General features: G+C 59.1%; 12 protein-coding genes. 2 read left to right on the top strand and 10 right to left on the bottom strand.

Annotated features, from left to right (window positions below):
• The first annotated feature begins 112 nt into the window (after positions 1–112).
• A complete protein-coding gene (locus tag V7714_RS05225; RefSeq protein ID WP_335708765.1) occupies positions 113–958 on the top strand; it encodes a 23S rRNA (adenine(2030)-N(6))-methyltransferase RlmJ in 846 nt (281 codons plus the stop codon).
• Between the two features lie 93 nt (positions 959–1,051).
• Here V7714_RS05225 and V7714_RS05220 read toward each other — a convergent pair whose 3' ends face one another.
• From V7714_RS05220 to V7714_RS05180, 9 genes are all read right to left on the bottom strand, one after another.
• Positions 1,052–2,644 (bottom strand): flagellin N-terminal helical domain-containing protein, encoded by a 1,593-nt coding sequence (locus V7714_RS05220; RefSeq protein ID WP_335708764.1) that lies wholly within the window; start codon positions 2,642–2,644, stop codon positions 1,052–1,054.
• Positions 2,645–3,410: 766 nt separating this feature from the next.
• Positions 3,411–3,743 (bottom strand): EscU/YscU/HrcU family type III secretion system export apparatus switch protein, encoded by a 333-nt coding sequence (locus tag V7714_RS05215; RefSeq protein ID WP_335708763.1) that lies wholly within the window; start codon positions 3,741–3,743, stop codon positions 3,411–3,413.
• On the bottom strand, positions 3,733–4,899 hold the full coding sequence (fliK, locus tag V7714_RS05210; RefSeq protein WP_335708762.1) for a flagellar hook-length control protein FliK: 1,167 nt from the start codon (positions 4,897–4,899) through the stop codon (positions 3,733–3,735). The genes V7714_RS05215 and fliK overlap by 11 nt, the downstream gene beginning before the upstream one ends.
• Positions 4,900–4,953: 54 nt before the next feature.
• Positions 4,954–5,328, bottom strand: coding sequence for a DUF2802 domain-containing protein (locus V7714_RS05205; RefSeq protein ID WP_335708761.1), 375 nt, complete (start codon positions 5,326–5,328; stop codon positions 4,954–4,956).
• A gap of 37 nt (positions 5,329–5,365) precedes the next feature.
• The gene (fliT, locus tag V7714_RS05200) at positions 5,366–5,698 is read right to left on the bottom strand and encodes a flagellar protein FliT (protein WP_335708760.1); all 333 of its coding nucleotides are present in this window, start codon (positions 5,696–5,698) and stop codon (positions 5,366–5,368) included.
• Positions 5,691–6,167, bottom strand: coding sequence for a flagellar export chaperone FliS (gene fliS / locus V7714_RS05195; protein WP_335708759.1), 477 nt, complete (start codon positions 6,165–6,167; stop codon positions 5,691–5,693). Before fliS ends, fliT begins: the two co-directional genes overlap by 8 nt.
• Before the next feature lie 29 nt (positions 6,168–6,196).
• Entirely contained in the window at positions 6,197–8,599 is a 2,403-nt protein-coding gene (fliD, locus tag V7714_RS05190; protein WP_335708758.1) for a flagellar filament capping protein FliD, read from the bottom strand.
• 88 nt (positions 8,600–8,687) lie between these two features.
• Entirely contained in the window at positions 8,688–9,071 is a 384-nt protein-coding gene (locus V7714_RS05185; RefSeq protein WP_335708757.1) for a flagellar protein FlaG, read from the bottom strand.
• Between the two features lie 80 nt (positions 9,072–9,151).
• Complete coding sequence (locus V7714_RS05180) at positions 9,152–10,717, bottom strand: flagellin N-terminal helical domain-containing protein (protein WP_335708756.1); 1,566 nt, start codon at positions 10,715–10,717, stop codon at positions 9,152–9,154.
• 400 nt (positions 10,718–11,117) lie between these two features.
• On the opposite strand from V7714_RS05180, the gene V7714_RS05175 reads away from it, so the two are divergent.
• On the top strand, positions 11,118–13,109 hold the full coding sequence (locus V7714_RS05175) for an NADPH oxidase family protein (RefSeq protein ID WP_335708755.1): 1,992 nt from the start codon (positions 11,118–11,120) through the stop codon (positions 13,107–13,109).
• Positions 13,110–13,226: 117 nt separating this feature from the next.
• Here the strand turns inward: V7714_RS05175 and ppsA are convergent, their stop codons facing one another.
• Complete coding sequence (ppsA, locus tag V7714_RS05170) at positions 13,227–15,623, bottom strand: phosphoenolpyruvate synthase (protein ID WP_335708754.1); 2,397 nt, start codon at positions 15,621–15,623, stop codon at positions 13,227–13,229.
• Positions 15,624–15,793: the final 170 nt, after the last annotated feature.

Below are 15,793 nucleotides of genomic sequence, written 5' to 3'. Positions count from 1 at the left end.
GCAGCTGTTTTACCAGAAGCCAGGCGGGTACAGAAAAACCGAATAGTCATATCGTTATCCAGAGCTGGTAGGGAAGGGTAAAATCCGGCATTGACCACTTTGCGGCGCCGCCATGCTCAGTTACCGCCACGCCTTTCATGCCGGCAATCATGCCGACGTGCTCAAGCACTATCTGCTTACCCGACTACTGACCTATTTCAACCAGAAGGACAAACCCTACTGGTATATAGATACCCACGCAGGCGCGGGCTGCTACCAGCTGGATACAGGCTTTGCCGCCCGTAATGCAGAATTTGCCGCTGGCATCGCCCGGCTGTGGAACCGGCAAGACCTGCCGGAAGGGCTTGCCGCCTATGTCAACCTGATCAAGTCCTTCAATCCGGACGGGCAATTGCGCTACTACCCTGGTTCGCCACTGGTCGCCAAGCATTGCCTGCGGCCAGAGGACAAACTCCGGCTGTTTGAACTGCATCCCACCGATTTCCCCCTGCTGGAAGAAAACATGGCCGGCAGCGGGCGCCAGGCCTTGCTGCAGAAAGGTGATGGATTTGCCGGACTCAAGGCCCTGCTCCCCCCGCCAACCCGCCGGGCACTGACCCTGATCGACCCACCCTACGAAATGAAGGACGACTACGGCCGGGTGGTGGAGGCCATGGAAGAGGCACTCAAGCGCTTCGCCACGGGTGTCTACGCCATCTGGTACCCCATGCTGCAGCGTAGCGACTCGCAGTTGCTCCCGGAAAAACTCAAGCAACTGCCGGTCAAGAGCTGGTTGCATGCCAGCCTGACCGTGCATCGCCCGCGCGCCGATGGCTTCGGCATGCATGGCAGCGGCCTGTTCATCCTCAACCCGCCCTGGCTGCTGCATGATGAACTGCAAGCCACCCTACCCATACTGGCCAAGGCACTGGCGCAAGACATCGGGGCAAGCTTCCAGTTGGAACAGCTGGCAGGCTGAGTTCAAGCCCTGCCGCGCACCCCGCTCAACAAGCAAAAAAAGCCAGCGGGGTTAGCCGCTGGCTCGAAGATCTGCTGCTTGGTGTCCGGGGGCTTAACCTTGCAGCAGTGACAGGACTTGATTGGGTAGCGAATTGGCCTGGGCCAGCATCGCAGTACCCGCTTGTTGCAGAATCTGGGCTCGGGTCAGGTTGGCCGTTTCCGATGCAAAGTCCGCATCGCGTATCCGCGAACGGGAGGCCGACAGGTTTTCCGAGGTAATCTGCAAGTTGGAAATCGTGGATTCGAACCGGCTTTGCAGTGCGCCAAACTTCGAACGCTGGTCGTTGATGGCGGAGAGTGCCCCATCCACCGTGCGTAGCGCCTGGGTAGCCCCTTCTACTGTCGAGATATCCAGCGTAGCGACCGTTTCCAGGTCCGACGCCACTGTTGGCGTCAGCGTGGCATCGGACGCCGTACCGCCCAACACGCCTTCGCGGAAGTGAACCGTGGTGCCCGGTGTCAGCGCGAAGCTGGACGAGGAGTTCAGCGTCAGCTGGCCGCCAAAGGTGAACTTGCCCTGAGGAGGCGTACCCAGCGTGGCCTGCGACAGCACATTGGCTGCGGCTGCGCCCGTCTGCGAAACAAAGGTGCCGCCACTCGATACATAGCCGCCACTGACGTTGGCGCCGGCGGGCATCACCGAGGCACCGATGGAGATATTGCCGCCATCCGGATTGCGCAGTATCAGGGCCTGGCCATCATCCGAGATACGTGCCGTAACACCGGTGGACGAGGACTTGTCATTGAACGCCGTCACCGCCTGCTGCAGATTGAGCGAACCATTACCATTGCGGGTAATGGCAAATGACACATTGGCGATGTTGGTCGTGGTGTTATTGCTCAGCAGGTCCAGCGTATAAGTGCCGGAGCCCTGTGTCGCACCACCACTGAAGCGGAACGCCACTTCAGTCTGTGCTGCAGCCGTCACACCAGTTTGCGAAGTCACGGCATTGATCTTGTCCGCCAGGCTGCGCGCCGAATCACCGGTCACGCCGGAGATGGTCACCGTACCGGCAAAACCACGTACCTCGAAGGTACCGCTAGGGGTGATCAAAGCCCCAGGTACATGGCCACCTGTCAGGGTGCCGGCCGAAACCGCCGTACCCGAGACATGCGAGCTGTTGCCGATCTGGTAAGTACCATATTGATCGGTGCGGAAATTGCGGGTAGTCGCCGTGATCGTCTGATTGGCATTGGCGCCTACCTGGAAGATGGACGAGGTGGTCGAGCCATCGAACAGCTTGAGGCCGTTGAATTCGGTCGCACTGGCAAAGCGATCCAGCTCCGCCACCAGTTCGTTGACTTCAGAGTTCAGCGCAGCGCGATCGGATGCCGAGTTGGTGGCATTGGCCGACTGCACGGCCAGCTCACGTATCCGCTGCAGGATATTTCCCATCTGCTGCATGGCGCCTTCTGCGGTCTGCACCAGCGACACGCCGTCATTGGCATTGCGTCGTGCCTGGTCGCTACCGCGAATCTGCGAGGTCATGCGCTCGGAAATCGCAAGGCCTGCCGCATCATCCTTGGCGGAGTTGATACGCAAACCCGAAGACAGCCGCTGCAACGAGGTGTTGAGGCTGTTTAACGAAGTATCCAGATTCCGCTGCGCGTTTAGCGAGGGAATGTTGGTATTGATAACTTGCATGATTGCTCTCCTTAGCCTTCTGTCCTGGGTAGCAGGACGTAGTCGCTAGACCACCGATTGGAAACGTCGCTTTTTTTGATCGCTTTCATTTCCCCACGATTGCTACCCATGCCCCCGGGCAACAAACCGACTGTCAAGACGCAACAGCTGAATAACTCAAAACAAGACAAGCTCATTCACCCGTGCGCGGGGAGTACATACGCTAATCAGCATGCATACCCCACCCCGCTTTCACGTCCCGCCCAATCCCCATCGCTGCCGACATTGCGGCAAAAATGGCGAACTACCTGTTGATTCGGTCTCGGTCTGCTCATCGCGGACACCAATGACGGTTTGGACGTAGTGGTAACAGCAAAGGGTGTGCCAGCTTTGTTGGCAACCTTGCAAAAGCCCGAATCGAAAAGCTTTCACACACAGCAATGCAAGATGGAGGCCAGCACGACCTGCTCGAGCAAAGCCAGCAAGCACGCCACGTGCAGCTGCGCCGCAGCTTTGCCGCAGCCTCGCAGCGCGCTTTTTCTGCGGCCCCGCCTTACAGCGACAAGCCCCCTGCTCAGCCAGCAGGGCTGAGAGCGCCCGGTGGGCCATGCATGCCCACCACATTGCCCCCAGGGCCTTGAGCACCTGGAAAAGCAAGCATTCTTGCCGCTCAGGGGGTGAAAACCATTCGCCTCAAAGCAAAACCGGCAAGTGCCTGGAAGCACTTGCCGGTTTCATATGTACTGGCGGCAATAATTTGCCGCTTTGATTTCAAGGGTTTGCCGCGCTATGGCCCGCCAGGCGGCAAGAAAGCCGCTGGTGATTCTGGCGCCAGGCCGCTCTCCACCTGCTGCTCGAGCATATGTATGAAAGCCAGCAACTCCGCCACCGCACGGTATAGCTCGGCGGGGATATGCTGATCCAGGTCCACCTGCATCAGCAGCGTTACCAGTTCAGGCGACTCATGGATATAAACACCGGCCTCCCTGGCTTTTTCGATGATGGTTTCTGCCAGCAGGCCACGGCCCTTGGCGACCACCCTCGGCGCTTGACTGCCCTCCCGATAGGCCAGGGCAACCGCTTCCTGCTGCGGCGCCCGGCGGAACCGACTAACTTCCATCGTCCGTCTCCAACGCCACCTGATTCGCAGTCAGTTCCAGCCCCGCTGCATCAAGCTGGGCCTGCAACTGCGACTGCGCCCCCCTGATACGTTCCGCCGTCGCCACCTCTGCCACCCTGAAGCCTACCTCGACTCGGGTCTTGTCCGACAGGCTGATGAGGATGTCTACATGGCCCAAGTGCGGCAGCACCATTTCCAGCCGGGTATGCCAGGTCTTGCCTTGGGTGCCCTCTTCCTGGCTGCGGTTACCACCGTCTTCTTCCACTTCCCAGCGCAGCGGCTGGCCCGGCCATGCCTGTCCCATCCAGACTACCTGGCGTTGATCCAGCGCCTGCAACTGTTGCTGCACCAATTGGCGTGCTGCGGCAGGCATATTGTCGAGCTCGCTATTACCGGACTCAGCGGCCTCCTGCGCCAGCAGCTCAGACCCTGTTCGATTGGTTTCCTGCTCTTGCTCGGGTAGCGCCAATGTATTGGTCCGGCCTTCCAGCGCGGGCCTGGCCAGGCGCTCGGCCTCTGCCTTGGCCTCGGGCCTGGCAGCACCTGCTTCTAGCCATTTGGCTGGCGGCTCCTGCTGCAACTGGCTTAAAGGCCTTTTTCCACCCGCCCACTCAGCCACATGCGACTCATAGAACAAGCCACTGGCCGACAGCACCTGCTTAAGGGTCTCGGCCAGCTTCACCGTGTCTGGCTTGGCTTCAGTAAACAAGGGATGGGCGCGGGCAAGCGCCTGGGCATCCTGGGTGGCATCGTCCTGATTGCCCGTACCGGTAATCAAATTACCGATAAACCGGGCGGTCGGGCTCAGTTCCACATCGACCGACTGATTGCTGGCAACAGGCTGCGGCAGCGGCGCTGCCTCGGCATTACCACGCTGCAGCAGAAAACTCAGGCGGGGCGAGTTGCTCACCACCCGCATATCCAACTCTTCGCCCGCTTCCGTATTGCGCGGCAGATTCAAATCCAGCAACTGGTCCTTCACCAGCACGGCAAATCGGCCAGTAGGCAGTTGACTGGTGACCAGCGCACGCACCTGCTCGCCCACAGTGAAAAGCTGCTGTATCTCCTGTATGGCATCGACCACCTGCACCAGCGATTGCTCTGGCGCGCGGATATAGGCTTGCAGCTGGCTGGCGACAGCATTGGCGGGAATCATGTTGGCTCCCGTTGCAGATTGGGGTGCCTGGAGAAGACCGGCATCACGATGTCATCAAGGCCGCTGAGAGGCGCGATACAAGGCAACAATCAACTCCGCCTCCCCGCGCGATATGCCGCAACTGGCGGCTACGGCAGCAGAATCCAAGCCCTTCTGGGCCAGCTTCAGCGCCTGGCCATAGGCCGACTCGCTTTCCGGTGGCGCAGTCACCGGCTCATCTTCCTCCAGCCTGGCGCGCAATCCGGCCACCTCACGCTTGAGCGCCACTATTTCGTCACGCAGCCATTCCTGCTCGGCTTCCAGTGCATGGTTCAAGTGAGGCTTATGCTGTTCACGGCGCAGCCGCAGCAACACAACGGCCAAGCCCGCCGCCAATAGCAGCAGGCCCGCGATCAGCAGCGATTGCCAGCTAAGAAAGATGCCATTCATGAGCCTGCTCCGTCAGAACGGCCACAACATAAACTCGCTAACCGCCGTAAGCCCTCAGCAAGCGGTTGGATTTTTGTTTGGCGCCATCTATGTCCTGCAATATCCGGCCTAGCTCGTCCCGCCACGCATCGATACGGCTGTAGGCTTCCTCGTGTGCTTCACGCACGGCGCTCAAGCGAGCGGCAAGTTCTGCCGCCACCGTTGCCGGTAGCTGCGCGGCCGGTGGATTCACCTGGGCAAAAGCTTCAGTTGCTGCTGTTTGCACCTGTATGGCATCTACAACCTCATCCCACTGCTCGGCACGGGCTAGCGCCAGCAGTTGCTGGGTGCTTGCAGCCAGCGCATCCAGGCGCGACAGTAACTCAGACACGGCCATAACTCAGTGGCACGCGTTGCTCCGGTTTGCCCTCATTCACCTGCGGCGTCGCTGCGGCCAGCGTCGCCACACGGTTTTGTTCGATTTCTTCCCAGGCTGATTTCAACTGGTTCAATAGGCCGTGTACTTCATCCAGCGCCGCCACATCGTTACGCAGATTCGCTTCCAGCAGGCGAGCGGACATGTACTCGTACAAACCGTCCAGGTTCTCCGCCAGCTCGCCACCGGCCGTCTTGTCCAGGCTGACACGCAGCCCTTCTTCAATGATAGCGATGGCTTTGGAGATTGCTGACCCTTTGGCAGCAATCATGTCGCCGCCAATGAATGCCTTGGCTTGCAATATGGCTTTGATCGCACCGTCGTACAGCATGCAGATCAATTTGTGTGGGCTGGCGGTATCAATTTCATACTCCAGGCCACCCTTGCCATAGGCATCAAGCGCGTTACGTATCGGGGTTGCCATCTATTGTTTCCTCAGTGCCTATGCCGATTCTACCTGCGATTGTTCGCAGTCAAGGCCGCGAGCTGCTGATTGAGATAGCTACTGGTGTTCTGCAGCGATGCAATCTGTACATCCAGCGCAGTGAACTGGGCACGATAACGCGCCTCGGTGGTGACCATGCGCCGCTCAAACCGTTCCTTCTGGTCGTCCACACCCTTGATCGCCTTGTTGATGCTATCGCTACGGCCTGCCAGGGTGCCCGTCTTCGACTGTATGGAGGTCAACAACTGATCCAACTGGTAGGCAAAGCCACGGTTATAGGTAGCCATGCCACGGCTTGCGCCATTGGGCGATGCCAAGCCTCCGCCGACTTCCAGTGCCAGGCCTGTCGCCTCACCCTGCCCGGTCAACACCTGACCTGCCCCCTGCGCCTGCACCCCGCCTATGCTACCCGCCACATCCAGGCCGGTGGTCACCCCGGCACGCACCGACAAGCCCAAGGTTTCGCGCACCGATGGATTGGCCGAGGTAATCTCGATCGCCGAATTGGTACCCGTATTGGCCGAGAAGAACTCCAAGCGGTTATTGGCGCTATTGTAAACCACCTTGGCACCGGCCAAGGCTGGCTCGGCATCCAGCTTGGACTGGATATGCAAAGCCAGGTCATTGCCATTGGCGTAAGCCGCTGCATCAAGGGTGATGGCCGTTGCCGCACCGCCATTGACCTTCAGCGTCAGGCTGTCATTCACGCCAGCCGTAATGGTCGATGACATCAAGGTGCCGCCGAACAGGGTTGCCTGCTTACCGGTAGTCATGCCCAGCATGGTTTGGGCATCGGCGCTGGCGGTACCAATCTCGACCTTCGACTCCTTGCCAAAACGGGTGGATGAGAATTCGAAGCGCTCGGTAACGCTATTCCACACCACCGAAGCGGTAATGCCGGACGCCTTGAGGCCGGTATCGCCATTGATCTTGGTCTGCATTTCAGCGGCCAAAGCACTCATGGAGCCATAATCCTTGGCCTCCAGCGTGATATTGGCGCTGCTTTTGCCATTGATACTTATGGTGAAGCTGGTGCTGAGCCCCGTCAGGTCGAAATTGGTGTTGCTGACGGTATTGGCCCGCACGATGCCCTGCGTGGCCAGGTCGGTAATGATGACCGGGTAGTTGCCAGCCTGCGTGGCGGCCTTGCTGCTGATGTACTTCACCTGCTGGTCGGTAGTGGAGCCATAGGCGCCAAACAGGGAGGCCACAGCATCAGGATTGCTGGTCAGTGCCTTGCCGAACTTGTCGGTATCAAAGGTCATGACGCCAGCCTTGTCGAAACTGATGCCCACGTCCGTGAGCCGGCGCAAGTCGCCCGATCCTGCCATCACACCGTTCAATATGCCTTTCAGCTGGGTCTGTACCGACCGTATGGCCTGGTCCCCCTGCAAGACAGCCGCTTCCTTGCTCTTGTCATTGTAGGCAGTCAGTTCCTTGAGCTGCGCCATCAGTTCGTTGTAGCCCTTGACGAACTCGCCTACCTTGTCGACCACGCCGGACGTATCGCGGCTGATGCTCAACGAGGTCGTCTTGCCATCGGTCGCCTTCTGTAGCGTCAAGGTCACACCAGACAGCACATCGCTCACCACATTGCTGGCCTTGGTGATCTTGATGCCATCCAGGTAAAAGACCGCGCTCTGGGCTTGTTGGGTCTGCGTCATGTTCTGGCCAGAACCCACCGCCTGGGTAGCGTCATAGGCCAGTTGCGACAGGCCAGCGGCATCGGTCGCGTTGCCGTCGTCATCGGTCACGCTGATCTTCATTGACGCATCGGCACCACTTTCGGTGGCCGACAGCACCAACCGGAAGCCACCGCCATCGTTGATGATGGAGGCGGTCACCCCTGCCTTCTTGGCATTGATGGCGTCGCGTATGCCAGACAGTGTATTGCTACCCGGGCCGATATCGACCTGGATGGCAGCCTGCTTGGCATTCAAGGTGAACTTGGTATCGGTAGGCTCGTAAGTGCCATCCGGATTCAGGTTTGAGGGGTCAGCCGGGTCTATCTGTTCCAGCGTCCCGAACTGTATGGTCAGCTTGCCGCTACCCACCACTGAATCGATGCTTGAATAGCTGCCTGACTTCACCTTATGGCTCTGGGCAATCTGGTCGACCTTGAGCGAATAGGAAGAAGCCGCGGCGATGCTCGATACCGTCACGGTCCCTATCGTGGTATCAGCCAGCGTTGCGCTCATCTTGCGGAACTGGCTGGTGGAAGTCAGCCCGGCCACCGTCCCCTGAAAGGTCGATAGCGCGCTCTTGACCGAGCCCAGGGCCGTCAGCTTGGCCTCGAACTCTGCCTTCTTGAGCGCCATCTGCTTTTCAGGCATACGCTCGGCAGTCATCAGTTGGGTGATCAGACCGTTGATATCAAGACCAGATCCTACGCCCGACGTGGTGATGGCCATGGCAAACTCCTTACACGACTGATTGCTGAACCAGGCTTAAAGCAATATTCAAGCCTGATTTAGCAATGCCCTGAGGGTGAAATCACCCTCAGGCTTTTTCCTTGATCAGCAAGCCCTGCAGCTTGTCGATGGCTTTGGCGATTGCCAGGACTTCCTCGGTAGGAATCTGGCGAACCACCTCTTCCGACTCCTTGTCGATCAACTTGACCACCGTCAGCTTGGTCGAATCGTCGATGGAGAACTGCAAGGAGTTGTTGAATACGGCCGAGGTCTTGTTCAGATTCTCTACCGCGTTCTTGACGTCTTCCGGGTCTATGCTGGCGCGCACAGCCTGGACTGCATCTGCGCTGACGCGTACCGCCTCTACTGCTTGCCCCGCAGAGGCAGCGTACTGGTTGCGGGCCACAGGGGCATCGGCGGTGCTGGTGCCACCCATCAGGGTGGTGGCTGAACTCAGTGTCTGGATTTGCATGATGAATCGCTCCTTGGGCAAACGCCCCGCTAGGCATAAAGCCTGGCGGGGCACTCACAGGCTAAGCACTAAAGCTTAGTTTAGCCGTTCAAGAGGCTCAACACCTGCTGAGGCAGCGCGTTGGCCTGTGCCAGCATCGCAGTACCAGCCTGTTGCAGAATCTGCGCCTTGGTCAGGTTGGCAGTTTCCGAGGCGAAGTCTGCATCGCGAATCCGGCTACGGGCGGCAGAGAGGTTCTCCGACGAGGTTTGCAGGTTCGAGATGGTCGCTTCGAAGCGGGACTGCAAGGCACCGAACTTGGCACGTTGAGCCGTGATCGCAGCAATCGCACCGTCTACCGTACGCAAGGCCTGGGTGGCACCTTCAACGGTGGAGATGTTGATCTCCGACACTTCCTCCAGCTCCGAAGCTAGCACCGTGCTGGCTTGCAAGCCCTGAGTATCGTCGTCGTCAAGGGCACCGAGGTTCAGTTCCAGCGTCGCATCCGATTCGACCGAGAAGGACGAGGTAGAGTTCAAGGTCAGCTGACCACCGTAGGTACGGGCGTCTTCTGCCGTATCGATCACTTCACCATCGGCCACGAAGGTGCCGCCGCTGGAGATGTAACCACCGCTGATGACCTGTGACGCAGACAGCGAAGTCAGCTTCACGGTGATGTTGCCACCGGTTGCGTTTTCCAGCACCAGTTCTTCACGGCTATCCGACAACTTGGCAGTAATACCGGTCAGCGAGGACTTGTCGTTGAAGGCGGTAACAGCCTCCTGCAGGTTCAGCGTACCGTTCTCATTCTTGGAGATGGTGAAGCTGACCGAAGCGACCTGCTCCTTGGCCTGGTTACCCAGCACTTCCAGCGAGTAGGCACCCGAGCCGGCGGTGTCGCCGCTGAACTTGAAGCTCGCTGTGGTCTTGGCGGTTGCCGTCACGCCCGTGCTGTCGGTCACCGCGTTGATCTTGGTGGCCAGCGAGGCAGCGGTATCACCCGTCACACCCGAGATGGTGGCCGCACCAGCAAAACCGCGCAGCTCGAAAGTACCGGCAGTCAGCACCGTACCGCCCGAGATATGGCCCGTACCGGAAAGATCGTAAGCCGCCACCTTGTCCGAACCCGAAGCGCGGATGCTGTTACCAACCTGGTAGGTACCGTATTGGTCGGTACGCAGGTTACGGGTGGTCGCCGTAATGTTCTGGTTGGCGTTTGCGCCGACCTGGAAGATGGAAGACGAGAAGGAACCGTCGAACATCTTGAGGCCGTTGAACTCGGTCGTGGTGGCGAAGCGGTCCAGTTCGGCAACCAGCTCGTTCACTTCGGAATTCAGTGCCTGACGGTCGGACGAGCTGTTAGTGGCGTTGGCCGACTGCACAGCCAGTTCACGGATACGCTGCAGGATATCGCCCATCTGCTGCAGGGCGCCTTCACCGGTCTGCGCCAGCGACACACCGTCGTTGGCATTGCGGCGGGCCTGATCCATACCACGAATCTGCGAGCTGAAGCGCTCGGAAATCGCGAGGCCGGCAGCATCATCCTTGGCGCTGTTGATGCGCAAACCTGAAGACAGGCGCTGCAAGGAGGTGTTGAGCGTATTCGCCGTATTGCCCAGATTGCGCTGCGCATTCAGCGAGGGAATGTTGGTGTTGATCGTTTGCATGGTCGTCTATCTCCATGGGAGGTTGCGTTTTCTTCAGGCCCGCGGAACCCTCGCAGCGCTGAATCCTGACTCACTTATCGGCCTGCGCTGGGAAAACTTTAGCGAAAGTCGATTTAGCTCATTGCTGCTGGGCTGAAGCGGAACATCCCTTGCCGCCCGGCCACTGCCTGCACTTGCGAACTGGATATCGTCAGCCCGGCACGATACTTGAGCCGTAAATGCAGAAAATCTAATTTACCTATCCACTGCCCATAAAAACCTGGCGGCTAAGAAGACCTTGCCGGCGGTGGCATACAGCCGTGTTTAAGCCCAGCAAGAACTTGCTTGTCGGTACGCTTAACGCTCTATGCACATTGCATATGTGAAAATAAGTCATTGAGTTTTATTGGCATTTACCGGCATGAGCAGCATCAGCATCCCCGTCCTGCAGGCACTGAACGACGACCCGGACAACCAGGCGGCCTATGGCCCACGCACGTACCGGCTGGCACAGGCGGCACTGCGGCGGCGCAGGCATATCAACTACCAGCAGTTCAAAGAGATCAGTGGTATTCGTTCCAGCTATATAGGCCGCGTGCTGTTCGAAGGCCTGGCCGGCGCAGGTGCCACCGTGCTGCCACCAGAGCGCCTGGCGCATTTCATTACCTTGCTCGATAGCGAGCTGCTGGACGACAAGGAGGCCGCAGCGTTCCTGGCCTTGAGAGGCAGCGCTGCGGCATTGACCCAGCGCCAGTTCAGCAAACTGCTGTTCAGCACCCTAAGCATGCTGGAACCCGAGCGGCGCAAGCTGGTATGCCGGCGGCTGACCTATAGCTTCTACCAACCCGATACCGGCACCGTGGCCCAAGCCGAACTGGATGCAAAGGATTTCAGCCTGCGCTTCCGCGCCCTGCATACCCTGCCGGGACAATTGAACAGCAAGCAGGTGAACTGGCTGGGCAAGCTGCGCCGCCGCACCGAAGCCAGTACCGTGCAGCAATGGCTGGGTGCCCCGCAGCAGCGCCAGCTGCTGTTCTGGTCGGCCGGGTATTTGCTGCTATGCCTGGTGGTCTTCGTCCTGCAGGCGCAAAGCTACCGTGCTGCCGGCGCCGACCTTGCCATACAACTGGCGCGCGGGGCAGCAGGGTGTGTCAATCTGGGCACGGCATTGATCTGCCTGCCCATGCTACGTAGCCTGACCACCACCTTGCATCGGCGTCTACCCCATATCCTGATGCCTTATGGCGCCCTGCGCAGCCTGCACAAGCTGGTCGGCGTTTCGCTGCTGGTCTTCAGTTTGATCCATATTGCCGGGCAACTGGCCCATCAGGCAGTGCTGGGGAATTCCCTGTCCGCCTTTCTTTGGCAGACCGCGCTGGGCATCACGGGCGTCATCTTGCTGGTGGTCATTGCCATCATGGCCGGCCTGGGTAGGCAGCGCTTCTATCGCAAGCCAGGCCGTTACACCTGGTTCAAGTTCAGCCACAAGCTGTATTGGGCCTGGTTCGGCCTCATGCTGTGGCATAGCCCGCAGTTCTGGCTATGGTTTCTGCTGCCCGGCCTGCTATTCGGCATCAATCTCCTATTCCAGGCCAAGCGCAAGTCCAAGCTCTCGTGCGTGGTCGGCATGGAATCAGCTGCCGAACAGATCACCATCCTGCAATTGCAACGCCCCAGCGGCTTTCAGTTCCGTGCCGGAGATTATGTTTATCTGCGCCTGCCTGAGATAGACCGTCAACAATGGCATCCCTTTACCCTCTCCTCTGCCCCAGGCCAGGACAAGCTGACCCTGCACATACGCAATGCCGGCTTATGGACTGGGCAGCTGCATGCACTGGCACGCCAGACGGGTGGCGCCACCCTGCCCATGCCGGCAGAGCTGGATGGCCCCTACTCCGCCCCCAGCGCCATCGCCATGCGTCACGATGTCACCATACTGGTAGCAGGCGGCATAGGCATCACGCCGTTTGCCTCACTGCTGCGCCATATCACCCTGCAGTCGCAAGCAGGCTTGCGACCGGTGAAGCAGCACGTCTATGTCTACTGGATATGCCGTACGCCCGACGCCATAGCCTGGATCAGGCCATTGCTGGATGAACTGGCAGACAGCCCCGCCGCCAGCTGGGTCAGCATTAAGCTGTTCTGCAGCGCCGTACAGCGTGACCTGGGCGATCTGGCCTTGCAACTGGCCAGCGAGCACTACCACCTGCGGCATGGGCGCGACGCGCTGACGGATTGCCGCTATCCCCTCCTCTGGGGCCGTCCCGATTGGGAACAAGAGCTGGACGCCATACTGCTGGCTCATCCCAGCCACCCACCGCGGATGTTCTTTTGCGGCCCAACGCCCTTTGCCACCGAACTCAAGGCCAAGTGCCTGCCACGGCGCATACCGTTTTCACAGGAGATATTCTGAGCAGGCAGCAGCCAAATGCCACTACGCCGGGTCTGGCCCGTGCGCTCAAAAAGAACAAGGCGCCCTAGGCGCCTTGTTCTACTTGCTGACTGCTGATTGCAAGCTGCTGGCCCGATTTCAGGCGGCAGCCCCGCTACCCAGCTCCTTGGCCAGGTACAACCAGGTTTCCACCACGGTATCGGGGTTGAGCGATACCGTTTCGATACCCTGCTCTACCAGCCACTTGGCGAAATCGGGGTGATCGGATGGGCCCTGGCCACAGATACCAATGTACTTTCCCTTGGCACGGCAGGCCTTGATGGCCATCGACAGCATGGCCTTCACTGCATCGTTACGCTCGTCGAACAAGCTGGCAATGGGGCCGCCAGAATCGCGATCCAGCGCCAGGGTCAGCTGCGTCATATCGTTGGAACCGATGGAGAAGCCATCGAAGTATTCCAGGAACTGATCCGCCAGGATGGCATTGGAAGGAATCTCGCACATCATGATCAGGCGCAGACCATCGCGACCGCGTTCCAGGCCGTTTCCCTTCAGCAACTCCACCACCTTGCTGGCTTCATCCAGGGTACGGACAAAGGGAATCATCACCTCGACATTGGTCAGACCCATTTCATTGCGTACCTTCTTCAAGGCACGGGTCTCAAGTTCAAAGCAGTCGCGGAAGGATTCGCTGATGTAGCGCGATGCCCCGCGGAAGCCAATCATGGGGTTTTCTTCGTGTGGCTCGTAGTTTTGCCCACCGATCAGGTTCGAATACTCATTCGACTTGAAGTCGGACATGCGAACAATGACCTTCTTCGGATAGAAGGCGGCCGCCAGGGTGGCTATGCCCTCAACCAGCTTCTCCACATAGAAATCCACTGCGCTGGCGTAACCGCCAATGCGCTCATCCACCTGCTGCTTCAGATCCCAGGGCAGATTGGGGTAAGCCAGCAGTGCCTTGGGATGGATGCCTATCATGCGGTTGATGATGAATTCCAGGCGGGCCAGGCCAACACCTTCATTGGGCAGGTGGCTGAAATCAAATGCCAGCTCAGGATTACCCACGTTCATCATCAGCTTGACCGGGCTCTTGGGCATGGAGTCCAGCTTGAGGTCGATGATCTCAATGGCCAGCTGACCATCATAGATATTGCCGGTATCGCCCTCGGCACAGGATACCGTCACGTACTGGCCATCGCTCAAGGAGCGGGTTGCATCGCCGCAGCCCACCACGGCTGGGATACCCAGTTCACGTGCAATAATGGCAGCGTGGCAGGTACGACCGCCGCGATTGGTCACGATGGCCGAAGCACGCTTCATCACCGGCTCCCAATCGGGGTCGGTCATATCGGTCACCAGCACATCACCCGGCTTGACCGAGTCCATCTCGCTGGCGTCCTTGATCAGGCGTACCACGCCCTGGCCTATCTTCTGGCCGATGGCACGACCGGAGGCCAATACGGCAGACTTGCTGTTCAAGCGGTAACGGCGCAGCGTATCCACGCGGGCTTCCTGCGACTTCACCGTTTCAGGACGGGCCTGCAGGATGTACAGCTTGCCATCCACACCATCGCGGCCCCATTCGATATCCATCGGGCGCTGATAGTGTTTTTCGATGATCAGAGCGTAGCGCGACAGCTCCTCGACTTCGGCATCCGTGATGGAGAAGTGATTGCGGTCGACATCGGATACATCCACCGTGCGTACCGACTTACCGGCAGCCGCCTCAGTGGTGAATTCCATCTTGATCTGTTTGGAGCCACGATTGCGGCGCAAGATGGCCGGCTTGCCTGCAGCCACATTGGGCTTGTAGACATAAAACTCATCAGGATTGACCGCCCCCTGCACCACCGTCTCGCCCAGGCCGTAGCTGGAGGTCACGAACACCACATCGTCAAAGCCCGACTCGGTGTCGATGGTGAACATCACGCCGGCAGCCCCCTTGTCCGAGCGCACCATACGCTGAATACCTGCAGACAAGGCCACATCGGCATGCGCAAAGCCCTTGTGGACGCGGTAGGAAATGGCGCGATCGTTATACAGGGAGGCAAACACCTCCTTGATGGCGTGCAGCACATTGTCGATACCGACGATATTGAGGAAGGTCTCCTGCTGGCCGGCAAACGACGCATCAGGCAGATCTTCTGCCGTTGCACTGGAGCGCACTGCCACCGAGATGGTCGCGCCGGAATCGGCCTCCATCTTGGCAAAGGCGGTGCGGATGTCGGCGTCCAGTGCCGGCGGGAAGGGTTGATCCACCACCCACTGGCGTATCTGCTTGCCCACACGTAGCAGCTCGGAAACATTGTCCACATCCAGCGTCGTCAGAGCTGCATCGATGCGGGCAGAGAGGCCGTCATGAGCCAGGAAAATTCGGTAGGCCTCAGCCGTAGTGGCAAAACCGCCGGGGACGCGCACGCCCGAAGCGGCCAACTGGCTGATCATTTCGCCAAGCGAGGCGTTCTTGCCGCCCACGCGCTCGACGTCGGTCATGCGCAGTTCGTCAAACCAGATGACGTTGTTCTCTGCCATTTGCTTGTTTCCTTGCAGGGGATTTGGGGAATCTGAGGCGGTAATTCTAACTTGTTTAGCGGCATCGGCGCAGCCACACAAGCGATGTCGCAGCGACCTTATTTTGCGCAATGCAACACAACACGGTCAGGCTTGTATCACAAAAATGTAGTCGCACACCCGGCATTACA

The sequence above is a fragment of the Chitinimonas sp. JJ19 genome (assembly GCF_036961565.1).
Classification (GTDB): Bacteria; Pseudomonadota; Gammaproteobacteria; order Burkholderiales; family Chitinimonadaceae; genus Chitinimonas.
This window is presented reverse-complemented; position numbering and strand designations above follow the sequence as displayed.